The sequence below is a fragment of the Stenotrophomonas genospecies 3 genome (assembly GCF_054473855.1).
In genome coordinates, this window is sequence record NZ_JBTMUR010000018.1 from 25201 (window position 1) to 51634 (window position 26434).

The following is a 26434-nucleotide window of genomic DNA, read 5'->3' on the forward strand; positions in this document are numbered from 1 at the left end:
TGGCTCAGGCGGCCCGCGCCCGTGGGCGCGGATTGCATGGTAGGCGGGGTCGGATCAGTACACGCGCGGCTTCGGCGGCACTACGGACACGTCGTCGGTCAACGTGTACATGTGCACCGGACGGTAGTCGAAGCTGCACTTGCCCTTCTCGTCGACGCTGACCAGGGTGTGCTTCTGCCAGTTGACGTCGTCGCGGTCCGGATAGTCCTCGTGCGCATGCGCGCCGCGGCTTTCCTTGCGCTGTTCGGCCGAGTTGATCGTCGCCACCGCGTTGAGCAGCAGGTTGTTCAGCTCGTAGGTCTCGATCAGGTCCGAGTTCCAGACCAGCGAACGGTCGGAGACCTTCACGTCCTGGAACGAGTCGAAGATCTTGTCCATCTTCTCGCAGCCTTCCTTCAGCGTCTGGCTGGTGCGGAAGACCGCCGCGTCGGCCTGCATGGTGCGCTGCATGCGATCGCGGATGACCGAGGTCGGGGTATCGCCGTTGGCGTGGCGTAGCTTGTCCAGCAGGCCCAGCGCCTTGTCGCAGGCATCGGCCGGCAGCGGCTTGTGCGACGCGCCCGGCTTGATGGTCTCGGCGCAGCGGTTGGCCACTGCACGACCGAACACCACCAGGTCCAGCAGCGAGTTCGAGCCCAGGCGGTTGGCGCCGTGCACGGACACGCAGGCGGCTTCACCGATGGCGTACAGGCCCGGCACCACGGCATCCGGGTTGTCGCCATCCTTGCGCACCACTTCGCCGTGGTAATTGGTCGGGATGCCACCCATGTTGTAGTGCACGGTCGGAATGACCGGGATCGGCTGCTTGTGCACGTCGACGCCGGCGAAGATGCGGGCGCTCTCGGCGATGCCCGGCAGCTTCTCGTCGATCACGCCCGGGCCGAGGTGGGTCAGGTCGAGCAGGATGTGGTCCTTGTGCTCGCCGACGCCGCGGCCTTCGCGGATCTCGATGGTCATCGAACGGCTGACCACGTCGCGCGAGGCCAGGTCCTTGTAGTGCGGTGCGTAGCGCTCCATGAAGCGCTCGCCGCTGCTGTTGCGCAGGATGCCGCCTTCACCGCGGACACCCTCGGTGATCAGGCAGCCGGCGCCGTAGATGCCGGTCGGGTGGAACTGCACGAACTCCATGTCCTGCATGGCGATGCCGGCACGCATGGCCAGGCCGCCACCGTCGCCGGTGCAGGTGTGCGCCGAGGTGGCGCTGAAGTAGGCACGGCCGTAACCGCCGGTGGCCAGCACCACGCCCTGGGCGCGGAACAGGTGCAGGGTGCCGTCGGACATGTCCAGGGCCAGCACGCCGCGGCAGGCGCCTTCCTCGTCGAAGATCAGGTCGAGCGCGAAGTACTCGATCATGAAGCGCGCATCGTGCTTCAGCGACTGCTGGTACAGGGTGTGCAGCATCGCGTGGCCGGTACGGTCGGCCGCCGCGCAGGTACGCTGCGCCGCCGGGCCTTCGCCGTACTTGGTGGTCATGCCACCGAACGGACGCTGGTAGATCTTGCCTTCGGCGGTGCGCGAGAACGGCACGCCGTAGTGTTCGAGCTCGATGATGGCCGGGATGGCCTCACGGCACATGTATTCGATGGCGTCCTGGTCGCCCAGCCAGTCCGAACCCTTGATGGTGTCGAAGAAGTGGTAGCGCCAGTCGTCCTCGCCCATGTTGGCGAGTGCGGCCGAGATACCGCCCTGGGCGGCAACGGTGTGCGAACGGGTCGGGAAGACCTTGGTCAGGCACACGGTCTGCAGGCCCTTGGCGGCCAGGCCGAACGTGGCGCGCAGGCCGGCGCCGCCGGCGCCGACCACGACCATGTCGTACTTGTGTTCGGTGATCTTGTAAGCGGACATCTAATCTGGATTCCTGTGTTGGTGCCTGGGCTCAGGCAACGCCGAGGGCGATGCGGCCCACCGCAAACACACTGACGATCATGCCGAGCACGGCGACGAACTTCACCGCGGTCTGCAGCACCAGAGCCAGCAGCGATTCGTGGATGTAGTCTTCCAGCACGACCTGCATGCCGAGCTGCGCGTGCCAGAACATGGCGATCAGCAGGCCGATCAGCGGCACCGCATTCCACGGCTTGGCCACGGCAGCGGCGGCAGTCGCGTAATCCGAGCCCAGCAGGCCCAGCACGAAGACCAGGAACCAGATGCCCAGCACCACCAGGGCGGCGGCGGTCAGGCGCTGGTGCACGAAGTGCTCGGTGCCGGTCTTGGCCGAACCGAGGCCGCGCACGTTCTTCAACGGGGTACGGAACTTGCTCACGCGGCACCTCCGAACATCACATAGGCCCACACCAGCAGGGTGATCACCAGGCTGCCGATGACCGAAAGCCAGCTGCTGCGGATGAAGGCGGGGATGCTGAAGCCGATGGCGAAGTCCTGCACCACGTGGCGGATGCCATTGCACAGGTGATAGGCGAACGACCATGTCCACGCGAACAGGAACACGCGGCCATACCAGGCCCCGGCATGGCCGGTGAAGCAGTTCCAGGACTCGGGCCCCATCATCAGGGCCAGCAGGCCGGCGGCGATGATGAGGGCACCAACAGACAGAAAGACGCCAGTGGCTCGATGCAGGATCGAGGTGGCCATCTGAATCTGCCAGCGATACACCTGAAGGTGCGGGGAAAGTGGGCGTTGTCTGGTCGCCATTCGCTGGGCTCGTTGTCTCGGCTGGGCGGCACGTGGCCGCGTTGGCTCAATGCTGATCAGAAATCGATGCAGCGTCCGTTTTTCTCCCAATCGCCATACCGCACCGGATCGAGTCCGCCGCGGCCGCCGAATTCCTCTGCTTTTTCCTGTTCCACGGGCACGGGTGCCGCGGGGACCAGCGGGGCTTCAGATTCGTCGTCGGGAGTGGGGGTTGTTTGGCCTATCATGTTCGGTCTCGCAACGCACAAATTTTAGACCTCGTTCACGTGCCTGACAACCTGCCCCCTGCTTTCGTCGGATATCCGCGCCTGCCCGGCCACCAGCTGCTGAGCCTGCAGGGCCCGGATGCGGCCGTCTTCGCCCACGCTCAGTTCAGCAGCGATGTCACCGCCCTGCCCCTGCTGCACTGGCAGTGGAGCGCCTGGTTGAGCGCCAAGGGCCGCACTCTGGCGGTGTTCCAGCTGCTTCGACTGGCGGACGACCACGTGATGCTGGTGCTGACCGACGGTGATGCCGATGCGATTGCGTCGCAACTGCAGCGCTTCGTGTTCCGCCGCAAGGCAAAGGTGCAGGTGCGCAGCGATCTGGCCGTGGCCGGTGCGTTCACTGCGCCCGAAGCCGCCAGCGGCGCTGCGATTGCGCAGACCGCAGGTGACGGCTGGGAACTGGACCTGGGCAGCGACGCCCTGCCGCGGACCCTGCGCATTGGCAGCGCCGATGCCTTCGCCGCCGGCAGTGAAGCCGATGAGGCCGCTTTCGCACTGGCCTGGCGCCAGGCCGACCTGCGCTACGGCCTGCCCCGGCTGCAAGAAAGCCAGCGCGAAGTGTGGACCCCGCAGCAGCTGGGGTTGGACCGCCTGAACGGTTACAGCGTGAAGAAGGGCTGCTATCCGGGCCAGGAGATCGTCGCCCGCACCCACTTCCTCGGCAAGGCCAAGCGTGCGGTGCAGCTGCTGCATACCGCGGCACCGGCGCAGGCCGGCGATGGCGTGCAGCAGGATGGCGCAGCGCTGGGCACGATTGCCTGCGTGGCCGGCGACCTGGCACTGGCGGTGCTGCCGCTGGAAGCCAGCGACGCTGATCTGCAGGTGGGTGATGCGATCGCGCAGCGCATGCCGTTGCTGGATGGCCTGGCGCGCTGAACCCGGTGTATGCAAGGAATGGTAGTGCCGGCCGCTGGCCGGCAACCATGCCTGGTTGAGGTTGCCGGCCAGCGGCCGGCACTACCCGTTACAGGCGCTCGCCGGATTCCGGGTTGAAGAAGTGCAGGCCCTGCGGGTGGATCGCCACACGGATCTGCTCGCCCACCGCCGGCAGCGACTGTGGCGCCACGCGCATGGTCAGCGCGTGCTGGCCACTGCTCAGATTCACGAAGATCTCGTTGCCGACCGGCTCGATGCCTTCGATGCGCGCGACGAACGCATGCGCGTCATCGGCGGCCGCCGGCTGCAGGTGTTCCGGGCGCACACCCACCGCGATCGGCTTCTGCAGCCATGCCGGATCGATCGTGGCCTGGCCCAGCGGTGCCCGCCATTCGCCGTCGACCACGGTCACGCCACCGGCATCGCCCTGCAGCGTGCCACGCAGCACGTTCATCGCCGGGCTGCCGAGGAAACCGGCCACGAACAGATTGGCCGGGCGGTCGTACAGCGCCATCGGCGTATCGATCTGCTGGATGATGCCGTCCTTCAGCACCACGATGCGCTGGCCCAGGGTCATTGCTTCGACCTGGTCGTGCGTCACGTAGATCATGGTGGTGCCCAGCTTGCGATGCAGCTGCGCGATTTCGGTACGCACGCTGTGGCGCAGCTTGGCGTCGAGGTTGGACAGCGGCTCGTCCAGCAGGAACACCGCCGGCTCGCGCACCAGTGCACGGCCCAGCGCAACACGCTGGCGCTGGCCACCGGACATCGCCTTGGGCAGCTTGTCCATCATCTCGGTCAGGCCCAGGGTCTGCGCTGCTTCGGCGATGCGCTTGTCGATGGTCGCCTTGTCATGCCCGCGCAGCTTCAGGCCGAAGGCCAGGTTCTCGGCCACGGTCATGTGCGGGTACAGCGCGTAGCTCTGGAACACCATGGCGATGTCGCGGTCCTTCGGCGCCACGTCGTTGACCACGCGATCACCGATGGTCAGCGTGCCGCCGCTGATCTCCTCCAGGCCAGCCACCATCCGCAGCAGGGTCGACTTGCCACAGCCGGACGGACCGACCAGCACCATCAGCTCGCCATCGGCGACCTCGAAGCTGGCGTCCTTCACCGCGACCTGGCCGTTGTCATAGACCTTGCGCACACCCTGCAACTGCACTTTTGCCATATCACCTATCCGGTCCGCCCGAAGCCGGGCTGTCTTTTGGGACTGCCTCGGCCCTCCCGATGGCAGTGATGATTGCGCGCCTGCCGCATGACGGCGAGCACTGCAATCGAATACAGTTGCCCATTCTGCCATGTAAACGTTTTCACGTGGCACTATCCGATGATCGGTGCGCACCGATCTGCGCCGGCGGTTGAACGAAGGTTCCCCCGAGGCAGTGGTTTCGAATGGAACGGTCTTCCGCTACCCCGGAGATCGCACCTGACGAACCTCGGACAGGCAGTTGCGCGGATGTCCCCCGAACCCAGCCATGAAGCGATTGACAACGATGTCACCCGGATCTGAAACTCGAGCGATGCACGACACCCTCTTCCTGTTCGGTGCCACAGGTGATCTGGCCCAGCGCTACCTGTTCCCTTCGCTGCTTCGCCTGCTTGGCGACGGCCTGCTGCCGGAGGACTTCCGCATCCGTGCGCTGGCCCTGTCCGGGCATGACACCGAAGCCTTCCATGACATCCTGCGCCCGCGCCTGCAGCAGGCCATGCCGATGGCCACGCAGGACGACATCAGCGCCCTGCTGCGCCGCATCGACTATCGTTCGGTGGACCTGCGCGACGTCGACTCGGTTGCCGCCGCGGTCTCCGACCTGGTGCACCGCAAGTGCGTCAGCTACCTGGCCATTCCGCCGGGCCTGTACATCTCCACCTGCGAAGGCCTGGCCAAGGGTGGCGCCCTCGCCGCACCGGCACGCCTGATGCTGGAGAAGCCGATCGGCAGCGACAGCGAGAGCGCCGAGGAAATCATCAGCACCATCGGCCAGTGGATCGACGAGGACCGCGTGTTCCGCCTCGACCACTACCTGGGCAAGGCCGCAGTGCAGAACCTGATCGCGCTGCGCTTCGGCAACACGCTGCTGGAAGCGGTGTGGAACCGCAACTACATCGAATCGGTGCACATCCTTGTGGCCGAGAGCGAAGGCGTGGATGGCCGCGACGCCTACTACGCCCGCTCTGGCGCGCTGCGCGACATGGTGCAGAGCCACATCCTGCAGCTGCTGTGCATGGTGGCGATGGAGCCGCCGGCCTCGCTGGAAGCCGACCGCATCCGCGACGAGAAGGTCAAGGTGCTGCGCGCCCTGCGCCCGCTCGATGCCAGGCACGCCGCGCGTGACAGCATCCGTGGCCGCTACACCGCCGGTACCATCAACGGCCAGCCGGCCCAGGCCTACCAGCCGCCGGAAGGCAGCGACGTGGAGACCTTCGCCGGGGTCACCGCGCATATCGACAACTGGCGCTGGAGCGGCGTGCCGTTCCACCTGGTCACCGGCAAGCGCCTGCCCGAACGCACCACCCGCGTGGTGGTCACGCTGAAGCCGGTCACTCACTGGCTGTTCGAGCGCCCGCAGCGCGCGCAGGCCGCACCGAACCGCCTGGTGTTCCAGCTGCAGCCGCAGGAAAACATCGAACTGGGCCTGATGAGCAGCCTGGCCGGCCCGGAATGGGGCGCGCTGGAGCTGCATCCGCTGGAACTGGAACTGTCGGTGCCGACTGGCCTGCACCGCCGCATCGCCTACGAACGCCTGTTCCTGGATGCCTTCAACGGCAACCACACGCTGTTCGTGCGCGATGACGAAGTGCGCGCCGCCTGGGCGTGGATCGACAGCGTCGCCGACGCCTGGAAGGATGCCAAGCTGCCGCTGGAACCCTACCCCGCCGGCCAGTGGGGCCCGGCCAACGCGGGCGAGTTCCTGCCGCAGGGCGTGGACGCGCCGGACAGCGGAGCGTCGGCATGAGTGCCAGCTCGCAGCCGGTGCTGGTCGCCGACATCGGCGGTACCAACGCCCGCTTCGCCCTGGCCGACACCTCGCAGGACGCACCGCTGCAGAAGGACAGCATCCGCGAGTACGCGGTGGCGGAGTTCCCGTCGCTGGGTGATGCCGCGCGCCACCATCTGGAACAGATCGGCGCCACGGCCAGCCGCGGCGTGTTCGCGGTGGCCGGTCGCGTCGACGGTGACGAAGCGCGCATCACCAACCACCCGTGGGTGATCTCGCGCAGCCGCACCGCCGCCATGCTCGGCTTCAACGAGCTGCACCTGATCAACGACTTCGCCGCACAGGCGATGGCGATTTCGCTGCTGCAGCCCGATGACGTGGTCCAGGTCGGCGGTGCCGCCTGGGTGCCGGGCAAACCCGGCCAGCCGCGCAACTACGCGGTGATCGGGCCGGGTACCGGCCTGGGTGTCGGTGGCCTGATCCTGCGCCACGGCCGCTGCTACCCGCTGGAAACCGAAGGCGGCCATGTCAGCTTCCCGCCGGGAACCCCGGAGGAGATCCGCATCCTGGAGATCCTGTCCGAACAGTTCGGCCGCGTCTCCAACGAGCGCCTGATCTGCGGCCCTGGCCTGGTCAACATCCATCGCGCCGTATGCGAGATGGCCGGCATCGATCCGGGCCAACTGCAGCCGGTGGACGTGACCGCCCGCGCCCTGCACGGTGACCCGCAGGCGATGCGCACCGTCGATGTGTTCTGCGCCGTGTTCGGCGCCATCGCAGGCGACCTGGTGCTGACCCAGGGCGCGTGGGACGGCGTGTTCCTGACCGGCGGGCTGACCCCGAAGATGCTCGATTCGCTGCAGCACTCCGGGTTCCGCCAGCGCTTCGAACACAAGGGCCGCTTCTCCTCGATCATGGCGCGGGTGCCCTCGTTGGCCGTGATGCACCCCCACGCCGGACTGCTGGGCGCCGCCGCCTATGCCGCCGACGCCGAACGTGACGCACCTGGAGTTGCCGCATGAGCCCCACCACCTTCCACGACGACCGCATCGAGTTCATCCAGCACGGCGATGCCGATGGCTGGATCGAGGCGGTGGCCGCCGAGATGGCGCAGACCCTCAACCACGACATCAACGAAGTGGGCCGCGCCCGCATCCTGTTGTCTGGCGGCACCACGCCGGCACCGGTCTACCAGGCGCTGGCCGAACTGGACGTGCACTGGGATCGCGTGGAAGTGAGCCTGGCCGACGAGCGCTGGCTGTCGCCGCAGGATCGCGACAGCAATGCCTGGCTGGTGCGCGAACACCTGCTGAAGCGCGCCGAAGGTGCGCATTTCGATCCGCTGGTGCGCATCGGCAAGCCCCTTCCGGAATGCGTGTACACCGCCAACCTGCAGGCGCAGCACAGCCAGCCGCCGAGCCTGGTGGCACTGGGCATGGGCAACGACGGCCACACCGCCTCGCTGTTCCCGGGCTCGAAGGACCTGGCCCGCGCACTGGAAAGCACCCTGCCCTACGCGGCGCTGGATGCCACCGGCTGCCCGGGCGCGAACCAGTGGCCGCTGCGCATCACCCTGACCCCGCATGGCCTGCGCCAGTGCCGCCAGCGCCTGCTGCTGCTGCGCGGCAAGCAGAAGCTGCAGGTACTGCGCCAGGCGCTGGACAGCAATGACGCCCAGCAGTACCCCATCCTCAATGCGATCAACCTGGAAGGCGCGCGCCTGCGCGTCCACTGGGCTGATTGATGTTGGCGGCGGCGCCGTGCCGCCGCTTGCCTCTCGCCACCACGAACGCCGGTAGCCAATGAGCCTCCATCCGCAACTGCAAGCCATCACTGAGCGTGTCATCCGCCGCAGCGCCGCCTCGCGTGCCGCCTACCTGGCCGCGATCGACGCCTCCCTGCGTGAGGGCCCGTTCCGCAGCCGCCTGAGCTGCGGCAACCTCGCCCACGGGTTCGCCGCCTGCGGCGGCACCGACAAGAGCCGCCTGCGCGGTGGCGTGACGCCGAACCTCGGCATCATCACCGCCTACAACGACATGCTGTCGGCGCACCAGCCGTTCGAGACCTATCCCGAGCAGATCCGCGAGATCGCCCGTGAGCTGGGTGCCACCGCACAGGTGGCCGGCGGCGTGCCGGCGATGTGCGACGGCGTCACCCAGGGCCGCGGCGGCATGGAACTGTCACTGTTCTCGCGCGATGTGATCGCGCAGGCCACCGCGATCGGGCTCAGCCACGATATGTTCGACACCACCGTCTACCTCGGTGTGTGCGACAAGATCGTGCCGGGCCTGCTGATCGGTGCGCTGGCCTTCGGCCACCTGCCGGCGGTGTTCGTGCCGGCCGGCCCGATGACGCCGGGGATTCCGAACAAGCAGAAGGCCGAAGTGCGCGAGCGCTACGCCGCCGGCGAGGCCACCCGCGAGGAACTGCTGGAAGCGGAATCGGCCTCTTACCACGGTGCGGGCACCTGTACCTTCTACGGCACCGCCAATTCCAACCAGGTGCTGCTGGAAGCGATGGGCGTGCAGCTGCCGGGCGCCTCGTTCGTCAACCCGGACACGCCGCTGCGCGATGCCCTGACCCGCGAAGCCACCGAACGCGCGCTCGACATCACCGCACTGGGCGACGATTTCCGTCCGCTCGGCCGGATCATCGACGAGCGCGCGATCATCAACGCGGTCATTGCGCTGATGGCGACCGGCGGCTCGACCAACCACACCATCCACTGGATCGCGGTGGCACGCGCGGCCGGCATCGTGCTGACCTGGGACGACTTCGACGAGCTGTCACAGCTGATTCCGCTGCTGGCCCGCGTCTACCCGAACGGCGAAGCCGATGTAAACCGCTTCGCCGCAGCAGGCGGCCCGGCCTTCGTGTTCGGCGAACTGATCAAGGCCGGCCTGATGCACGGCGACCTGGTCAGCGTGGCGCGTGGCGGCATGACCGACTATGCGCGCGAGCCGCAGCTGCGCGACGGCCAGCTGGTCTACCTGCCGGGTCTGGAACGCAGCGCCGACGAAGAGGTGGTGCGTGGCGTCGACAATCCGTTCGAACACCAGGGTGGCCTGCGCCTGCTGCGCGGCAACCTCGGCAAGTCGCTGATCAAACTGTCGGCGGTGAAGCCGCAATACCGCACGATCGAAGCACCGGCGGTGGTGGTCGATGCGCCGCAGGTGTTGAACAAGCTGCATGCCGGCGGCCTGTTGCCCGAGCATTTCGTGGCGGTGGTGCGTTACCAGGGCCCGCGTGCGAACGGCATGCCGGAACTGCATTCGCTGGCGCCGCTGCTGGGCCTGCTGCAGAACCAGGGCCGGCGCGTGGCGCTGGTCACCGACGGCCGCCTGTCCGGCGCCTCGGGCAAGATTCCTGCGGCGATCCATGTGACGCCGGAAGCGGCGCGCGGCGGTCCACTGGCCAAGGTTCGCGAGGGCGACATGATCCGCCTCGATGGCGAGGCCGGCACGCTGGAAGTGCTGGTGGACGCAGCCGAATGGGCCGCACGTCCGCTGGCGCCGAACACCGCGCCTGCCGCGCATGATCTGGGTCGCAACCTGTTCGCGATCAACCGTCGCGTGGTGGGTCCTGCCGACCAGGGTGCGATTTCGATTTCGTGCGGGCCGGCGGCGGCTGATGGTGGGCCGTGGGAGTACGACGCGGAGTATGAGTTGGGGCACGATGCCGCGGCGGCGGCGGCGCCGCATGAGGCGAAAGACGCCTGAAGCGAAAAGCCGCGGCAGGCTTCCCGGCTTGGGCAGTAGAGCGCCCTGGCCGGGACACGCCGTAAACCCATCCATGGGGGCTCGATCGCGGCATCCATGCCGCTCACGGTCCCGGCCAGGGCGCTCTACTGCCCTTGGACAATTCCCGGCGCGTCATTTGCGCTGCGGCCACTGAATCAAGAAGAGCAAAGGCAAGGGCAAAAGCATGGGTATCGAACAACATCAGGTGAAGGCGGCGGAGCTGTTGCGTGCGGCGGGCATCCTGCCGGTGGTGACGATTCATACGCTGGACCAGGCGCGTGCGGTCAGCGCGGCGCTGCTGGAAGGTGGCTTGCCGGCCATCGAGCTGACCCTGCGTACGCCGGTGGCGATGGAAGCGCTGGCGATGCTCAAGCGTGAGCTGCCGGACGTGGTGGTGGGTGCGGGCACGGTGCTGACCGTGGAGCAGATGCAGCAGTCGATCGATGCGGGCGCGGACTTCCTGGTGACCCCGGGTACGCCGCCGGCGCTGGCTGATGCACTGGCCGCTGCGCCGCTGCCGGTGGTGCCGGGTGCGGCCACGCCGACCGAGCTGCTGTCGCTGTATGCGCGCGGCTTCCGCGTGTGCAAGCTGTTCCCGGCCACGGCCGTGGGCGGGCTGGCGATGATCAAGGGCCTGGCCGGCCCGGTTGCCGACCTCAAGCTGTGCCCGACCGGCGGCATCACCGAAAACACCGCCGCCGAGTACCTCGAGCAGAAGAACGTGGTCTGCATCGGTGGTTCGTGGATGGTGCCGGGCAACTGGATCGCCAACGGCGAATGGGACAAGGTGCGCGCCAGTGCCACCGACGCCGCCAAGATCATCCAGCGCGTGCGCGGCCACTGAGCCCGACAAAGGGGTAGAGCCGCGCCCACGCTCGGCTCCGGCATCATCAAGGGTCAGAGCCCTTTCCCACCGGGAAAGGGATCCGACCCCGGGCGACGAGCGCGCACAGCGCGCGACCCGCTCCTGCTCTTCCTTCTTCATTCCGCGGTGGACGCGCACGGAACCTGTCCGTGGCCCTGCGGAGGGATTGCGCAGGGGCGTAAGCGCCATGGATGGCGCGCCCGAGCCTCCAGGGATGGATTCACGGCGTCCCCTGCGCAATCCCTCCGCAGGGCCAACCCCACGAATCCTGCCGCACACCGCGAGGGGCTCAGCCGTTGGCCGAAACCCTTACAGCGGCCGTGCCGGATCCACCAGCCCGTACTGGCTGGCCATCCGCGCCAACGCGATGTTGTCGTGGATCCCCATCTTCTCGAACAACCGCGCCTTGTGCGTGTTCACCGTCTTCGCACTCAGGCTCAGCCGCCGCGCGATGTCTTCCTGGCGCAGGCCCTGGGTCAGCAGCAACGCCACCTCCAGCTCGCGCGGGGACAGGCTGTCGAACGGCGAACCGTTGCCTTCCACCGTCGACAGCGCCAGGTTCTGCGCGATGCTGGTGCCCAGGTAGCGACGGCCGCCGGCCACGTCACGCACCGCGCGCAACAGCTCCTGCGCATCGCAGCCCTTGCCGATGTAACCGGCGGCGCCAGCCTCGAGCAGCCGCTTCGGCAGCGGGCCATCTTCCAGCACCGACACGATCACCACGCGGGTATTGCGGTGGCTGCGCACGATGCGCTCGGTCACTTCCATGCCGCTCACACCCGGCAGGTGCAGGTCACACAGCACCACATCGGGCAGCAGCTGGCGGACTTCACGCAGCGCGTCTTCGCCGGTCTCGGCTTCGCCCACCACCTCGATGTCGGTTTCCCCCGACAGAATCATCTTCATCCCGGTGCGGACCAGCGCGTGGTCATCCACCAGGTAGACTCGAATCGTCATTCACGTACCTCTTCGAATGCGGCCATTGCAGGTCAAGCTAGGCAGGGTGCCGATACCCCTGCAAGCGCGTTCGGAATGCGACCCCGGCAATCCGCCTTGCGCATCACACTACCGCGCGTTGTGCTTGCCCCCTGTCTTGCAGAACCTGCTGCAACGAAACAACTGATCTATCACGTAGACGTCCCTCAAGGGCCATCCACGTCAATCCCCCTGTGATGATGCTTCGCTGGCCTTCGCTGGCGGCGAGCCGTGACGTCGCCATGGGTGCCGGCGACTGAACATGACCAGATAGCACCCTACCACCCAAACCAGCGCGGCACACCATCCGGCCAGGATATCGGAGGGGTAATGCACCCCCAGGTAGACCCGGGACACGCTGACCAGCAGGCTGAATGCCGGTGCCAGCAGCAGCACCGGCCAGCGCCAGCGGGTGTTCCAGGCCAGCAGCACCAGGGTCACTGCCAGGGTCATCGAGCCCATCGCATGGCCGCTGGGGAAGCTGAACGTCGATTCCGGCGCGATCGATTCCCACAGGCTGGGGCGCTGGCGCTGGAAGAAGTGCTTGCTGCCCATGTTCAGCAGCGCCGAGCCGACGAAGCTGACCGCCACGAAGGTCGCCTCGCGCCAACGCCGGTAGCCCAGCAGCACGCCGATGATCAGCACGTCGGCCGGGATCAGGAACCATTCGTAGCCCAGTCTGGAAATGAGCACGAAGAAGCGGTCCAGCAGCGGCGAATGCAGGCCATGCATCTGCCACAGCAGCGGCGCATCGAAATGGAACGATTCAAACTCGTGCACCTCGTCAGCCAGGGCGACGAAGCCGGCCAGCGGCAGCAGCACGCCACCGAACAGCAGGACCAGGCGCCAGGCATTGCGCGCCATCCAGTGGCGGAAGCCGGAGGCGGACTCCGGTGCAGCGAGGATCGCAGGCTTATCCGGCGCTTCGGACATACTTGTGTTCGACGTAATCGTCGATCAGGGCGACGAATTCCTGGGCGATGTTGTCGCCACGCAGGGTCACCTTCTTTTCGCCATCGACGAACACCGGCGCTGCAGGCGTTTCACCCGTGCCGGGCAGCGAGATGCCGATATTGGCATGGCGCGACTCACCCGGTCCGTTGACGATGCAGCCCATCACCGCCAGGGTCATGTTCTCCGCACCCGGGTGGTGGATCTTCCACAGCGGCATCTTCTCGCGCACGTGGTTCTGTACCACCTTGGCCAGCTCCTGGAAGAACTCGGAGGTGGTGCGGCCGCAGCCCGGGCAGGCCGTGACCAGCGGCGTGAAGGCGCGCTGGCCGGTGGTCTGCAGCAGCTCCTGGGCGACGATCACTTCCTGCGTACGCGACTGGCCCGGTTCCGGGGTCAGCGAGATGCGGATGGTGTCACCGATGCCCTCCTGCAGCAGCACGCTCAGCGCCGCGGACGAGGCGACGATGCCCTTGCTGCCAATTCCGGCCTCGGTCAGGCCCAGGTGCAGGGCGAAATCCGAGCGCTGGGCCAGGTCGCGGTACACCGCGATCAGCTCCTGCACGCCACTGACCTTGGCCGACAGCACGATGCGGTCGCGCGGCAGGCCGAGCTCCACCGCCTGCTCTGCCGAATCCAGCGCCGAGCGGATCAGCGCCTCGCGCAGCACGCGGCCGGCGTCCCAGGGCTGCTCACGCAGGTTGTTCTCGTCCATCAGCCTTGCCGCCAGGGCCTGGTCCAGCGAGCCCCAGTTGGCACCGATGCGCACCGGCTTGTTGTAGCGGATCGCGAACTCGATCAGCTGGGCGAACTGCAGGTCCTTCTTCTTGCCGAAGCCGACGTTGCCCGGGTTGATGCGGTACTTGGCCAGCGCTTCGGCACAGGCCGGTTCGGCGGTCAGCAACTGGTGGCCGTTGTAATGGAAGTCACCGATCAGCGGCACGTCGATGCCCATCATCGCCAGCTTGTCGACGATGCGCGGGATCGCCGCAGCCGCTTCCACGGTGTTGACGGTCAGCCGCACCATTTCCGAACCCGCACGCCACAACTCGGCCACCTGCTTCACGCTGGAGGCCACGTCGGAGGTATCGGTGTTGGTCATCGACTGCACCACGACCGGCTTGCCTCCGCCTACGGTGACCCCGCCGATCTGGACGGCATGGGTCTGGCGGCGGGGCCAGGCAGTGGCATCGGAAGGGGGCGTCGGGCGGGTAACGGCGTCGTGCATGGGCGCATTCTACCGCCCGCCTCCGCATTCCGGGTGACTCGCATTCAGCCGGCGGCACGGCTGCGGCCGATTGTCGCAGGCACGGTCACGCGTGAACGCATACGATGAGCGTGAATGACCGGTCCCGACGCCCCGTTTCTCCGAACCCTGTGCAGCCTGCGCTGGCTTGCCGTAGGTGGCCAGGCCGCCACCATCCTGGTTGCCACCTGGGTGCTGGGCCTGCCGTTGCCGCAACTGCCATTGTGGGCGGGCGTGGCCGTGCTGACCCTGTTCAACATCTACACCCAGCTGCGCCCGGAGGCAGCCGACACCGCGCCACTGACCGCGTTCGGCCACATTCTGGTGGACGTGATCATCCTGACCTGGATGGTGGGCTGGAGTGGCGGCATGGCCAACCCGTTCAGTTCGCTGTTCCTGATCCTGATCGCGCTCGCCGCGTTCGCCCTGCCCCTGCGCTGGGCACTGGCGGTGGCGCTGGCCTGCCTGCTCGGCTACGCCGCCAGCGGCATCTTCGGCCAGTCACTGCCGGATGGCTATTTCCGCGCCCAGGACCTCAACCGCTGGGGCGTGGTCGCCAATTTCCTGATTTCCGCAGCGGTCGTGCTGACCTTCTCCACCCGCCTGGCACTGGCGCTGCGCCAGCGCGAACTGGAACTGTCGGCCCTGCGCGAACGCTTCGCCCGCAACGAGGGCATCGTCGCCCTGGCCACCCATGCCGCCTCGGTGGCGCATGAGCTGAACACGCCGCTGGCGACCATGACCCTGCTCGCCGATGACGTCGCCGAGCGCAGCGAAGAGCCCGAAGTACGCGAAGACATGGAAACCCTGCGCGAGCTGCTGGTGCAGTGCCGCGAGCGCGTGCTGGCGCTGGCCGCACCGGCCTCGGCCGATGCACCGGGTCGCAGCCACTCCAGCGCCCAGCAGGTACTGGAACAGTGGCGCCTGGTGCGGCCGACCATCGACCTGCATCGCAATGACGATGCGCCGCTGCGGCTGCCACTCGACCCGGGCGTGGGCCATCTGCTGATGGTCCTGCTCAACAATGCCGCCGATGCCGGCGAGCAGGCCGGCCGGCCGCGCGTGGACCTGGACCTGCGCATCGAAGGCGACGACCTGATCGGCGAAGTCCGCGACTACGGCCACGGCTTCGACGCCCGTGCCGCGGTGCTGCCGGGCAAGCTGTTCGGCAGCAGCAAAAGCGAGGGCATGGGCGTCGGCCTGGCCCTGTCCCATGCCACCATCGAACGCCTCGACGGCGAGATGTGGATGCGCCCGGCCCAGGGGGCCGGCAGCCGCGTCGGCTTCCGCCTGCCGCTGACCCCACGTGAGGACACCCCATGAGCCTTCATCACTCCACCCTGGGCCTGCTGGTCGACGACGACGAGCTGTACCTGCGTACCCTGCAGCGCAGCCTGGCCCGCAAGGGGCTTGAAACGCAGACCGCACAGGATGCCGCCAGTGCGCTGGCGCTGGCCCGCCAGCATCCGCCGGCGTTCGCGCTGATCGACCTGAAGCTGGGCAGCGATTCCGGCCTGGCACTGATCCAGCCGCTGCGTGCCCTGCGCGCGGACATGCGCATCCTGCTGGTGACCGGCTACGCGAGCATCGCCACCGCCGTGGAGGCGATCAAGCTTGGTGCCGACGACTACCTGCCGAAGCCGGCCACGGTGCCGATGATCCTGCGCGCGCTCGGCGAGGAAGACGACGGCCCGGCCGACGATGGTGAAATGGAAGTGCCTGATGCGATGACGCCGATCAGCCGCCTGCAGTGGGAACACATCCAGCAGGCAATGCACGAGACCGGCGGCAACGTGTCTGCAGCCGCCCGCCTGCTCGGCATGCACCGGCGTTCGCTGCAGCGCAAGCTGGCCAAGCGGCCAAGCCCGGAGCGCGATCCCAGCCGTTGATCGCCGGACCCGTCCGGCTCAGACCTCGGCCAGCACCGCTCGGTCCTGCGCGGCGCTGGAGCGCGACGCCGACGCATCGACCCGCGCCGCTACCGTCTCCTGCAGCAGCGGCGACGGCAGCGTGCAGGCCGGATGCATGCGCAGGAAGCCATAGATCGTCCCTGCCAGACCGATCATCAGGCCCGGAGTAAAGGCCGCGCGGGTCAACCCGCCGACCATGCCCTGGTGCTCCTCGATCGAAGAAACGATCTCGATGGCGGCCTCGTCCTGCGTATAGGGACATCCCTCCGGATCCAGCGCAGCCGCCAGCACCAGCAACTCCCGGGTGGACACATCGCCATGGCACAGGGTGTGGCTGAACCCCCATTTGCCGCGCGCGTCGGCCACAGCCCGCCGCATGTCACGCAACTGCGCGGGATCGCCGGTGCGGGCGTACAGATCCGCCGCCGCCAGACCGATGCCAACACTGCCATGGCACCAGGTCGGGAAATTCTTCTGCCCGTCCTCCAGGTGGATATCGCGCCAGCGCCCGGTATGCGACTCGAACAGCGCCGCCTGGAACGCAAAGGCTCCTTCGGCCAGCTGCCACCAGGCGGCCCGCTCAGGCACGCTGCCGGCATCCGAACGCGCCAGCCGTGCCAGCGCCCAGCCCATGCCCATCGCGCCGTGGCCGAAGCCACCAATCGGCTCGCGGAACTGTGGCGTTGACCAGCGCGCACCGTCCGTGTCGACGATCGCAGCATCCTGCAGGCGACGTCCCGCTGCGGCCGCCAGCTCCAGCCAGCGCGCGTTTCCGGTAGCCCCGGCCAGCGACAGCAACGGCAGGATCATGCCGGACACGCCATCAATCAGTTCGAACTTCGTCGCCTCCTGGAATCCGCGACGCTCTGCGGCTTCTGCGCAGCGCTCCGCCAGCGCCAGCAGCGCTGGTCGCTGCAACAGGTCGTTCAATGCCAGCAATGTCCAGATCTGCGAACCGGTTCCGACGAATCCACCATCGATCTCGGCGGGATGCCGCTCACACATGGTCTGGAACACCGCGAGGGCGCCATCGATGGCCGGGGCCAGCCCCACTACCGGGTCGGCACGCCCCTGCTCCACTTCCCGGCGGTAGGCCGCCAGCGCGAACGCAATGCCTCCCAGCCCGAAATACAGGTCGGGCTGCACCGGCTGGACGGTCCATCCTGTGCGGGTCACCTCGGGCGTGATCCAGGTCATCGAACCGTCTTCACCGTGCACCGCCAGCCGCAGCAGGCTCTCCACCGCGCGCGCGGCCAGCGTGCGACGGCGTGCATCCAGGTCGTCCGCACGCGGATGCTGTGCTGCATAGCTGTGGCCGGATCTAGCCTCGGCGCGGGCCAGCGCATGCTGATTCAGGTCGGTGGCTACCAGCGTGCTGCGGATGGTCACGTCTTCCAGGTCGATGCGCATCGCACGCCAGTTGTCGGTGATGGAGCGGATGCGGGCCGCGTCCAGCTGCGATGCGAAGATCGGAATGTCACCGTGGCGCAGGTCGTCCACTTCTCCACGTACGGTTTCCAGGTCCGATGGCGCAGCCGGTGACACCGCTGCATTGCGCACCAGCAGATCGATCGCGCGTTCAACCGCCTGGGCTTCCTTGTGCAGCGATGCCGGATGCCAGAGCATCCGCCCGAGCTCGGCGTACGCCATGGTCGGCCGCCGCACATCGCGCACCTGGCAGCCCTCGAAAGCCGCCAGGAGCGGCATCAGTTCACCCTTCGCATCGAGCGCGCGCAGGCGCCCACTGGCGTCGATGAAGCCCTCGCTGATGTGATCCCAGTACAACGACACATCGGGCTGCGCGCTGGGATGATTCTGCGCAACGGAGACCTCGGCCTCAACCATGCCCAAGCGGGCCGGTTCCGTCCCATCCTCGACAATCACCGGCACCTGTACCCGCGGCTGCTCGCCCGGCAGTGCGCCGGCTGCGGACAGATCCACGCCTTCCATGCCCAGGCCGGCAGTACGGAACGGCACGATTCCGGTACGCAGCACTGAATTACGCATCAGCTTGACGGCGGTGTCGTACGCATCGCCAAGCCCTGATGGCTCGATGTCGATTACCCGGGAGAACACGCTTTCGGCGTCGACCACGACAGGCACCGGCCCGACCGCGATCAGATTCTCCAGATGGATGTCGGTGCCACCGACCAGGCGCAGGATTGCCAACCAATGGCCAAGACCGCGGTAGTAGGCACGCAGTTCAAGGTCATCGGCACAGTAGCGGTGCGCGGCGAAGGCGGCCCAGCCGTGGCTGCCACGATCAATCACCTTCGGCACGCATACGCGGTCAGGGCCGTCACCGAAGACCGTGGACAACAGGCCATCAAGCGTCGCATCGATGCGCAATGAGCGTGGCTTGTACATCACCGTGCCGCCATCGAACTGCAGCCGTGCCACAGTCCGGCCGCCACCATGCAGGTCACCGCGTCCCAATGCAACGGCATGCAGCGTGCCCGCCGGCGCACCCAGCAACTCTGCCAGCGCCGCACGATCGCTGCCGATGCGAACAGCGAGCTCCACCACAGCCGCACATTGTCCTTCGAGCATGCGCGTCAGGCGCGGCAGCAGCACCGGATAGCGTCGCTGCAGATGCGTGCGGAAGCCCTCGCTGGTGGCCAGGGCAACGAATTCGTCCAGCACCCCAGCGCTGTCAAGCGGGCCGATGTCACCGCTGCGCGCAGCGGCGTGCAGTTCCAGCAGCAGCACGCGGTTGAGCTTGAGCTGGGCATGCTCACGCAGTGCCGCATCGCCCCGTGCATGCAGCAGATCGCGCTCGCCAGGCTGCAGAGCAATGGCGGGATCATGCAGGCCGGCAACCAGCGCAGCGCGCGCCTGGGCAAGGAAATGTTCGGTGATGCACGCAAACGCGGCCGCAGCCGGAGAAGCGGTCATTACGCCCCCTGCGAGATATCGAGAGTCTGTTCCAGTCGCCGGCACGCAGCTGCATGCCTCTGCGTGCCGGCTCGGGTTACATCAGCAACACAGGCAGTGGTTGATCACCGATACCGTGGTGGTGCACTCGTTGGTGCCCCCGGTGATCATGGTGTCCGAAGCTCCGGTGAGGGCCGCTTCGGTGGCTGCCGCACCGTAGATGAACAGCGAACCCGCAGGGTTGGCACACCCATCCACATCGTCCGAGCCATTGAGCCAGCCGGACACAACATCGTCGTTCAGATCCATTCGCAATCTCCTGTCATTCACAACATGAGGCGTTGAGGACATGGATCGATTCCACGTCCCTTCGGATACGGCCAGTCCCTGGCATCAACATCATGCTGCGAGCGATACTGGATGACAGGTACAGCCGCCCGTGCACACTGCATCCGCGTGTGAAGTGCGTCAAGCTGCGCTGCGGCAGGGCGCACGAATACGCTGCACGTGCGGTACGGAAGTGACGTGGAATGAGTGGCCGCACCGCCATTCCTGCGCGACCGGATCGAAGGCAACCGCAGAGGCATCGGATGGCCGGCGGGCGCCGGCACATCCGCAGCCCGGGTCAGCCCTTCAGCTGCGCCAGGATCTCGCGGGTCATCGGATCGGCAATCGCCACATCCTCACCCTGCAGCGCCGGCAACAGGCCACTGGCCAACTGCTTGCCAAGCTCGACACCGAACTGGTCGAAGGCATTGATGTTCCAGATCACCGACTGCACGTACACGGCGTGTTCGTACATGGCGATCAGCGCACCCAGCGCCTGCGGGGTCAGCGCGTCGAGCAGGATCAGCGTGCTCGGGCGGCCGCCCGGGTAATCACGGTGCGGGTCGTCGCTGCTCTGGCCATTGGCCAGTGCTTCGGTCTGCGCCAGCAGATTGGCCAGCAGGGCCTGATGATTGATCGTGTAGGGATCATCGTTGTGCACGCAGCCGATGAAATCTGCCGGAACGATGCTGGTGCCCTGATGCAGTGCCTGGAAGAAGCTGTGCTGCACATCGGTGCCCGCGCCGCCCCACCACACCGGCACGGTGTCGGTGGTGACCGGCTGGCCGTCACGCTGCACGCGCTTGCCCAGGCTTTCCATCACCAGCTGCTGCAGGTAGGCCGGCAGCAGCGCCAGGCGCTGGTCGTAAGTCATCACCGCGTGCGTGGCATGGCCCAGCAGGTTGCGGTTCCAGATGTCGGTCAGGCCGTGCAGCACCGGCAGGTTGCGCTCCAGCGGTGCATCCTGCGCGTGCGCATCCATCTGCGCGGCGCCGTCCAGCAGCTGCTCGAAGCGCTCGAAGCCGATCGCAAGCGCGATCGGGAAACCAACGGCCGACCACAGCGAATAACGGCCACCGACCCAGTCCCACATCGGCAGTACGCGATCGGCAGCGATCGCGAAGGCCTTGGCGGCACGTTCCGGATTGGCACTGACCGCGTACAGGCGCTCGCTGCCACCCAGCCAGTCGTGCAGGATCTGGCCGTTGAGCAGGGTTTCCTGCGTACCGAAGGTCTTGGAGATGAGGATGCCGGCGGTCTTCGCCGGATCCAGCGTGGCCAGCGTGCGCTGCATGGCGGCGCCGTCCACGTTCGATACGAAATGCACGCGCAGGCGCGCGCCGGTGACCGGGCGCAACGCATCGGCGACCAGGCGCGGACCGAGATCGGAACCACCGATGCCGACGCTGACCACGTCAGTGACGCCGCTGTCTTCCAGCGCACGCACCAGCACGCCCATGCGCTGGCGGATGTCGCGCGCGGTGGCATAGGCCTCGGCCGCCACCGGCGCATCGACCACGTCGCCGCGCAGCGCGGTATGCAGCGCGGCGCGACCTTCGGTCAGGTTGACCTGCTCGCCACGGAACAAGCGGGTGATGGCACCACCGACATCACGGTCGGCGGCCAACGTGAGCAGGGCCTGCAACGCCGCGGCATCGTATTTCTGCCGCGCGAAATTGACATACAACGGACCGACCCGCAGCGCCAAGTCCTGCACGCGGCCGGGTTCGGCGGCGAGCAGGCTGGGAATGCTTGCGCCCTTCAGGCGCTGGGCGTGGGAATGCAGCGAGTCGAATCCGTTGTTCGTTGTCATGCGGCCTGGGTCGGGATCGTGTCGTTGGTGTGGGAGATCTGGTTCTTGCCATCAACGTACACCAGCTTCGGCTTGAAGCTGTCAGCTTCCTGCTCGGTCATGCTGGCGAACGCGGCGATGATGATGATGTCACCGACCTGCACGTGGCGCGCAGCACCACCGTTGAGCGAGACAACGCCGCTGCCGGCTTCGGCGCGGATGGCGTAGGTCGAGAAGCGCGCACCGTTGGTCACGTCCCAGATGTGCACCTGCTCGAACTCGCGGATGCCGGTGGCAGCCAGCAGGTTGTCATCGATGGCGATCGAGCCTTCGTAGTTCAGCTCGGAATGGGTGACGGTGGCGCGGTGGATCTTGGTCTTGAGCAGGGACAGGTGCATGGGGGCGCTGCAACGGCAAAGGAAAGAGCGGATTCTAGCACCCGCTTGGCCATCGTCAGGGGGCCGCAGCAGGACGCTGAAGGCTGTTCAGGCCCCCTCCCCCGGCGGCGGCGGCGCGGCATGCCCGGAACTGCCCTCCAGAGACAGCCGGAACACCGTATGGAAGGCCAGCCCGGCGACCAGGCCGAAGCCACCTGCGGCCAGCACCTGCAAGGCATAGCTGATCACGTCGAAGGTGTCGACATAGCGCAGGCGCTGCAGCAGCGGACCATTGTCCGCGCCCGGCCAGGTGCAGGTGGCCATGGCCAGCGCGCCCAACCCGAAGCCGACCAGCACGAATCCAGTCCGGCGCAGCCGCTGTTGAGACTGCAGGATCAGCGCCATCGGCAGCAACACCGCGATCGCATTGCACACGGCCAACACGAACATCAGCCCACCGCCGGTGAGCGCAGGCATCGGCGTGCGCCGGAATTCAAGCGCGAACAACAGGCCGCCAAACAACTGGGCCGGCAGCATGCCGGCGGCCAGCACCGCCAGGATCGAGGCCTGGGCAAGACGGCCGGTATCGGTGCTGGGGGTCTTCATTTCCGGTCTCCCGTCCGTGGGAAGTCGAGAGGCGCCCGTTGCGGGCGCCCCGGAGCCGCATGCGGCTCAGAACTCCAGGTTGTCGATCAGGCGCGTGCTGCCCAGGCGTGCGGCGATCAGCGCCACGCGGCCACCGCCGTCGAAGGTCGGCTCGGCCAGTTCCGGCGTGCGCAACACGGCGTAGTCGACCTGGAAACCATCCGCCTGCAGCGCGGCCGTTGCGTCGGCCTCGATCTGCGCGCGCGACTGGCCAGCCACGTAACCCTCGCGCATGCCCAGCAGGGTGCGGTGGATGCTGGTCGCGACCGGGCGCTGTTCGGCGCTCAGGTACTGGTTGCGCGAGCTCTTGGCCAGGCCATCGTCGTCACGCACGATGTCCGCGCCGACGATCTGGATCGGGAACGACAGTTCGGCCACCATCTGCTTGATGACGGCCAGCTGCTGGTAGTCCTTGCGGCCAAACACGGCCACATCCGGCTGCACCTGCAGGAACAGGCGCGCCACCACCGTGCACACGCCATCGAAGTGCCCCGGACGGCTGGCGCCTTCCAGCACTTCACTCACGCCCGGCGCGTGCATGCGCGTGGTCTTGTCCACCCCCAGCGGGTACATCACCTCGACGCTGGGCAGCCACACCGCATCGCAGCCGGCCTGCTCCAGCCCGGCCACGTCGGCCTCGGGCGTGCGCGGGTAGCGGCTGAAATCCTCGTTCGGCCCGAACTGGGTCGGGTTGACGAAGATGCTCGCCACCACCTTGTCGGCGTACTGGCGGGCCAGGGTCACCAGCGAATGGTGGCCCCCATGCAGGTTGCCCATGGTCGGCACCAGCGCCACGCGCAGGCCCTCGCGCTTCCATTGGGCGATCTGCCCGCGCAGTGCGCCGAGCTCGTTGAAGGTCTGGATCATTGGGCGTAGGCGTGCTGTTCGTCGGGGAAGCTGCCGTCGCGCACCGCGTCGGCATAGGCGCGGGTGGCACCGGCCACCGAACCGCCTTCGGCAAGGAAATCCTTGACGAACTTGGGACGGCGATGACCACTGTCCAGGCCGAGGAAATCATGCAGCACCAGCACCTGGCCATCGCACTGCGGGCCTGCGCCAATGCCGATGGTCGGCACATCCACCGCAGCGGTCACTTCGGCGGCGACCGGAGTCGGCACGCATTCGAGCACCATGATGCTGGCACCGGCAGCGGCCACAGCCTTGGCATCTTCCACCAGCTGGCGCGCGGCATCGCCACGACCCTGGATCTTGAAGCCGCCCAGTCGCAGCACCGACTGCGGGGTCAGGCCCAGATGCGCGCAGACCGGAATCTCGCGCTCCACCAGGTAGCGGATGATGTCGACCTTGAAGCCGGCACCTTCGATCTTGACCATCTCGGCGCCGGCCTGCAGCAGCTGCAACGAGGCATCCAGCGCGCGCTCCGGGGTGGCATCGGCGCCGAACGGCAGGTCGGCCACCAGCAACGCACGCTGCAGCACGCGGGCCACGGCGCGGGTGTGGTAGACCATGTCGGCCACGGTCACCGGCAAGGTCGAATCATGGCCCTGCACGACCATGCCCAGCGAATCGCCGATCAGGATCAGGTCGACGCCGTTGGCATCGAAAGTGCGGGCGAAGCCGGCGTCGTAGGCGGTCAACATGACCAGCTTCTGGCCATTGCGCTTGGCCTCGGCCAGGGCGGGAACGGTCCAGGGCTTGCTGTCTGCGTGGGTGCTCATGTGCTGATAACCGGGGGAGATAACCCGGGCATTATCACCCTATCGGCGCAATCCCGCAGGCATCCACCCGCATCACTGCATCCCGCACGCGGCCATGGCCGGGAATGGCCAGATCCGGCGCGATTTCGGCCAGCGGCACCAACACGAAGGCACGCTCGTGCAGGTAAGGATGCGGCACCTGCAGACCAGGCTGGTCGAGCACCTGCGCGCCATACAGCAGCAGGTCCAGGTCCAGCGCGCGCGGGCCCCAGTGCACCGCCGGATCGCGTACGCGACCAAAACGCTGCTCCAGCGCCAGCATCGCCTGCAGCAGCGTATCGGCGGGCAGCGTGGTCTCGACCGCAGCCACCGCGTTGACGAACGGCGGCTGGTCTTCATTGCCCCAGGCCGGCGTGGCGTACAGGCGCGAGGCCTGCAGCACGCGGGTCCCGGGCAGGCCGTCCAGCGCAGTGATCGCCGCGCCGACAGTCGTGGCCGCATCGCCGAGGTTGGCGCCGAGGCCGATCCAGGCGAGGGTCATCGTTTACTCGCCAGCCGCACCGGCCGGGGCACCCGGACGACGGCGGCGACGACGGCGCTTGCGCGGTGCCCCGCTCTCGTCATCCCCGTCTTCGCTGTGCATCACGTCCAGCGACGATTCCAGCTCGCGACCGGACTGCGCCTGCGCCTCACGCCAGAACTCGACATCGGCGGCGTGCTCGGCCGAGGCCACCTGGCGCAGGCTGAGGAAGTCGAACGCAGCGCGGAAGCGCGGATGGGTCAGGGTACGGAACACGCGCTTGCGCTGGCGCGAGCTGAAACGCGACTGCAGCAGCCAGATTTCCTGCATCGGCAGCGAGAAGCGGCGCGGCAGCGCGATGGTGCTCAGCTGCTGCACGGTGACGCGGTCGGCGGCACGACGCTGCGCCTCTTCCGGCGCCACGCCCTGCTTGAGCAGGGTCGCCTGGGCGCGGCAGAACGCCGGCCACAGCAACAGCGCGAACAGGAACGCCGGCGAGACCGGCTCGTCGTTGGCCACGCGGGCATCGGTATTGGCCAGGCCCTCGACCAGCATGCGGCGCAGCGCGCCGGTGCGGTTGGACTTCAGCGCCTTGGCGCTCTCCGGGAACAGCACGTCCAGCAGGCCGTAACGTTCGAGGCCTTCGAAGCTGGCCACGCCGTGCCCGGACAGGAACAGCTTGAGCACTTCTTCGAACAGGCGCGCCGGTGCGGCTTCGTTGAGCAGGCCCGCCAGGTGCGGGATCGGCGCGGCGGTGCCCTCTTCGATCTGGAAGCCGAGCTTGGCCGCCAGGCGCACGGCGCGCAGCATGCGCACCGGGTCTTCCTGGTAGCGCTGTACCGGGTCGCCGATGAGCTTCATCAGGCGCGCCTGCACGTCTTCGAAGCCACCGGTGTAGTCACGCACCGAGAAGTCCTCGATGGCGTAGTACAGGGCGTTGCAGGTGAAGTCGCGGCGGACGGCGTCGTCTTCGATGGTGCCGTACACGTTGTCGCGCACAAGCATGCCGTTTTCCATCTCGCGGTCGCCACTGCCGTCATCGCTGTTGGCGCGGAAGGTGGCGACTTCGATGATCTCGCGGCCGAACACAACGTGGGCGAGGCGGAAACGGCGGCCGATCAGGCGGCAGTTGCGGAACAGCTGCTTGACCTGTTCGGGCGTGGCGTCGGTGGCCACGTCGAAATCCTTGGGTTGGCCATTGACCAGCAGGTCGCGCACCGCGCCGCCGACAAGGTAGGCGCCGAAGCCGGCATCGCGCAGGCGATAAAGCACGCGCAGGGCGTTCGGGCTGATGTCCTTGCGGGAGATCGTGTGCTGGTCGCGCGGGATGACGCGCAGGCTGAACGGTGATGTAGCAGAGGAAATGATGTTGGCGCTTCCGGTTGAAGTTTCGGGATTGCCCAATGGCATCGAGGTGCATATACTAGCGCTCCTGCCTCGGCAGCGACACAGTTACGCTCCCTTCGTCTAGTGGTTAGGACGTGGCCCTCTCAAGGCTAAAACAGGGGTTCGAGTCCCCTAGGGAGCGCCAGTCGCCGCAGTAGGAACCGAAAAAGCCCGCCTTTGTGCGGGCTTTTCTGTTTTCCGGGGATTGCATTGGCATCGGTCGGCCTGGTCGCAGTAGCGCCTCCCTGTTCCTGCGCGGGAGGGGGCGGGCCACCCCCTCCAGACGATTTCCCGCGACGGCGGCACGAACAGCCTCGCTCCTCCGCAGCCAATTCAATCCCGACGCGCAGGCCTGCGTCCGCCACCCGCAATGTGTCGAGAGGCTGCAGGCCAGCCGATCCAGGACCGTTGGCGCCATGGGTTGGGCGCATG

The 26434-nt window shown here is 67.3% G+C and carries 25 protein-coding genes and 1 tRNA gene; 9 read left to right on the forward strand and 17 right to left on the reverse strand.

The window, feature by feature from the left end; translation table 11 throughout:
• Positions 1-54 precede the first annotated feature (54 nt).
• Genes sdhA through ACX9OT_RS19730 form a run of 4 tightly spaced genes read right to left on the reverse strand, consistent with a single transcriptional unit; the run spans position 55 to position 2879 of the window.
• On the reverse strand, positions 55-1845 hold the full coding sequence (gene sdhA / locus ACX9OT_RS19715; protein ID WP_132809817.1) for a succinate dehydrogenase flavoprotein subunit: 1791 nt from the start codon (positions 1843-1845) through the stop codon (positions 55-57).
• Positions 1846-1876: 31 nt separating this feature from the next.
• Positions 1877-2263 carry a succinate dehydrogenase, hydrophobic membrane anchor protein gene (gene sdhD / locus ACX9OT_RS19720; protein WP_005409077.1) on the reverse strand — a complete coding sequence of 129 codons (387 nt, stop codon included), beginning with the start codon at positions 2261-2263 and terminating at the stop codon, positions 1877-1879.
• Complete coding sequence (sdhC, locus tag ACX9OT_RS19725) at positions 2260-2652, reverse strand: succinate dehydrogenase, cytochrome b556 subunit (RefSeq protein WP_024958620.1); 393 nt, start codon at positions 2650-2652, stop codon at positions 2260-2262. Before sdhC ends, sdhD begins: the two co-directional genes overlap by 4 nt.
• Before the next feature lie 56 nt (positions 2653-2708).
• Positions 2709-2879, reverse strand: coding sequence for a DUF1674 domain-containing protein (locus ACX9OT_RS19730; protein WP_005409075.1), 171 nt, complete (start codon positions 2877-2879; stop codon positions 2709-2711).
• Positions 2880-2918: 39 nt separating this feature from the next.
• Here ACX9OT_RS19730 and ygfZ point away from each other — a divergent pair, with 39 nt between their 5' ends.
• Positions 2919-3794 carry a CAF17-like 4Fe-4S cluster assembly/insertion protein YgfZ gene (gene ygfZ, locus ACX9OT_RS19735; protein ID WP_459003324.1) on the forward strand — a complete coding sequence of 292 codons (876 nt, stop codon included), beginning with the start codon at positions 2919-2921 and terminating at the stop codon, positions 3792-3794.
• 88 nt (positions 3795-3882) lie between these two features.
• Here ygfZ and ACX9OT_RS19740 read toward each other — a convergent pair whose 3' ends face one another.
• Entirely contained in the window at positions 3883-4965 is a 1083-nt protein-coding gene (locus ACX9OT_RS19740) for an ABC transporter ATP-binding protein (RefSeq protein ID WP_149909423.1), read from the reverse strand.
• 352 nt (positions 4966-5317) lie between these two features.
• Here ACX9OT_RS19740 and zwf point away from each other — a divergent pair, with 352 nt between their 5' ends.
• The 5 genes from zwf to eda all read left to right on the forward strand — a co-directional run bounded on the left by zwf (position 5318) and on the right by eda (position 11320).
• Positions 5318-6754, forward strand: a complete 1437-nt coding sequence (gene zwf / locus ACX9OT_RS19745; protein ID WP_132809814.1) for a glucose-6-phosphate dehydrogenase — start codon at positions 5318-5320, stop codon at positions 6752-6754.
• Positions 6751-7758: a glucokinase gene (gene glk / locus ACX9OT_RS19750; protein ID WP_049400948.1), complete on the forward strand. Its 1008-nt coding sequence runs from the start codon at positions 6751-6753 to the stop codon at positions 7756-7758. The genes zwf and glk overlap by 4 nt, the downstream gene beginning before the upstream one ends.
• Entirely contained in the window at positions 7755-8480 is a 726-nt protein-coding gene (gene pgl, locus ACX9OT_RS19755) for a 6-phosphogluconolactonase (RefSeq protein ID WP_197616909.1), read from the forward strand. The genes glk and pgl overlap by 4 nt, the downstream gene beginning before the upstream one ends.
• A 58-nt stretch (positions 8481-8538) precedes the next feature.
• Positions 8539-10455 (forward strand): phosphogluconate dehydratase, encoded by a 1917-nt coding sequence (edd, locus tag ACX9OT_RS19760; RefSeq protein ID WP_459003327.1) that lies wholly within the window; start codon positions 8539-8541, stop codon positions 10453-10455.
• 205 nt (positions 10456-10660) lie between these two features.
• Positions 10661-11320 (forward strand): bifunctional 4-hydroxy-2-oxoglutarate aldolase/2-dehydro-3-deoxy-phosphogluconate aldolase, encoded by a 660-nt coding sequence (eda, locus tag ACX9OT_RS19765; RefSeq protein WP_049423523.1) that lies wholly within the window; start codon positions 10661-10663, stop codon positions 11318-11320.
• 330 nt (positions 11321-11650) lie between these two features.
• Here eda and ACX9OT_RS19770 read toward each other — a convergent pair whose 3' ends face one another.
• The 3 genes from ACX9OT_RS19770 to ispG form a co-directional block, all read right to left on the reverse strand.
• Positions 11651-12298 (reverse strand): response regulator, encoded by a 648-nt coding sequence (locus ACX9OT_RS19770; RefSeq protein WP_004153112.1) that lies wholly within the window; start codon positions 12296-12298, stop codon positions 11651-11653.
• 201 nt (positions 12299-12499) lie between these two features.
• Positions 12500-13249 (reverse strand): phosphatase PAP2 family protein, encoded by a 750-nt coding sequence (locus tag ACX9OT_RS19775; RefSeq protein ID WP_032128858.1) that lies wholly within the window; start codon positions 13247-13249, stop codon positions 12500-12502.
• Positions 13230-14495 (reverse strand): flavodoxin-dependent (E)-4-hydroxy-3-methylbut-2-enyl-diphosphate synthase, encoded by a 1266-nt coding sequence (gene ispG, locus ACX9OT_RS19780; protein ID WP_049423521.1) that lies wholly within the window; start codon positions 14493-14495, stop codon positions 13230-13232. The genes ACX9OT_RS19775 and ispG overlap by 20 nt, the downstream gene beginning before the upstream one ends.
• 114 nt (positions 14496-14609) lie before the next feature.
• On the opposite strand from ispG, the gene ACX9OT_RS19785 reads away from it, so the two are divergent.
• Together ACX9OT_RS19785 and ACX9OT_RS19790 are read left to right on the forward strand one after the other, a co-directional pair.
• Positions 14610-15836, forward strand: a complete 1227-nt coding sequence (locus ACX9OT_RS19785; RefSeq protein ID WP_032128856.1) for an ATP-binding protein — start codon at positions 14610-14612, stop codon at positions 15834-15836.
• Positions 15833-16402 carry a response regulator transcription factor gene (locus ACX9OT_RS19790; RefSeq protein ID WP_012510702.1) on the forward strand — a complete coding sequence of 190 codons (570 nt, stop codon included), beginning with the start codon at positions 15833-15835 and terminating at the stop codon, positions 16400-16402. The genes ACX9OT_RS19785 and ACX9OT_RS19790 overlap by 4 nt, the downstream gene beginning before the upstream one ends.
• 18 nt (positions 16403-16420) lie before the next feature.
• On the opposite strand, the gene ACX9OT_RS19795 is transcribed toward ACX9OT_RS19790, so the two are convergent.
• The 9 genes from ACX9OT_RS19795 to pcnB form a co-directional block, all read right to left on the reverse strand.
• Complete coding sequence (locus tag ACX9OT_RS19795) at positions 16421-19318, reverse strand: type 2 lanthipeptide synthetase LanM family protein (protein WP_459003330.1); 2898 nt, start codon at positions 19316-19318, stop codon at positions 16421-16423.
• Positions 19319-19399: 81 nt separating this feature from the next.
• On the reverse strand, positions 19400-19606 hold the full coding sequence (locus tag ACX9OT_RS19800) for a DUF6229 family protein (RefSeq protein ID WP_010484314.1): 207 nt from the start codon (positions 19604-19606) through the stop codon (positions 19400-19402).
• A gap of 316 nt (positions 19607-19922) precedes the next feature.
• A complete protein-coding gene (gene pgi / locus ACX9OT_RS19805; protein ID WP_459003333.1) occupies positions 19923-21437 on the reverse strand; it encodes a glucose-6-phosphate isomerase in 1515 nt (504 codons plus the stop codon).
• Positions 21434-21814, reverse strand: coding sequence for an aspartate 1-decarboxylase (gene panD / locus ACX9OT_RS19810; protein ID WP_032128853.1), 381 nt, complete (start codon positions 21812-21814; stop codon positions 21434-21436). Before panD ends, pgi begins: the two co-directional genes overlap by 4 nt.
• A gap of 87 nt (positions 21815-21901) precedes the next feature.
• On the reverse strand, positions 21902-22399 hold the full coding sequence (locus ACX9OT_RS19815; protein ID WP_149909427.1) for a hypothetical protein: 498 nt from the start codon (positions 22397-22399) through the stop codon (positions 21902-21904).
• 66 nt (positions 22400-22465) lie between these two features.
• On the reverse strand, positions 22466-23305 hold the full coding sequence (gene panC / locus ACX9OT_RS19820) for a pantoate--beta-alanine ligase (protein WP_180844903.1): 840 nt from the start codon (positions 23303-23305) through the stop codon (positions 22466-22468).
• On the reverse strand, positions 23302-24117 hold the full coding sequence (gene panB, locus ACX9OT_RS19825; RefSeq protein ID WP_005416119.1) for a 3-methyl-2-oxobutanoate hydroxymethyltransferase: 816 nt from the start codon (positions 24115-24117) through the stop codon (positions 23302-23304). Before panB ends, panC begins: the two co-directional genes overlap by 4 nt.
• Before the next feature lie 34 nt (positions 24118-24151).
• On the reverse strand, positions 24152-24637 hold the full coding sequence (folK, locus tag ACX9OT_RS19830) for a 2-amino-4-hydroxy-6-hydroxymethyldihydropteridine diphosphokinase (RefSeq protein ID WP_459003336.1): 486 nt from the start codon (positions 24635-24637) through the stop codon (positions 24152-24154).
• 3 nt (positions 24638-24640) lie between these two features.
• Entirely contained in the window at positions 24641-26020 is a 1380-nt protein-coding gene (gene pcnB / locus ACX9OT_RS19835) for a polynucleotide adenylyltransferase PcnB (protein ID WP_459003338.1), read from the reverse strand.
• Positions 26021-26072: 52 nt separating this feature from the next.
• Between pcnB and ACX9OT_RS19840 the strand changes: the two genes are divergently transcribed.
• Positions 26073-26147: transfer RNA gene (locus ACX9OT_RS19840), tRNA-Glu, on the forward strand.
• The last annotated feature ends 287 nt before the right edge of the window (positions 26148-26434 follow it).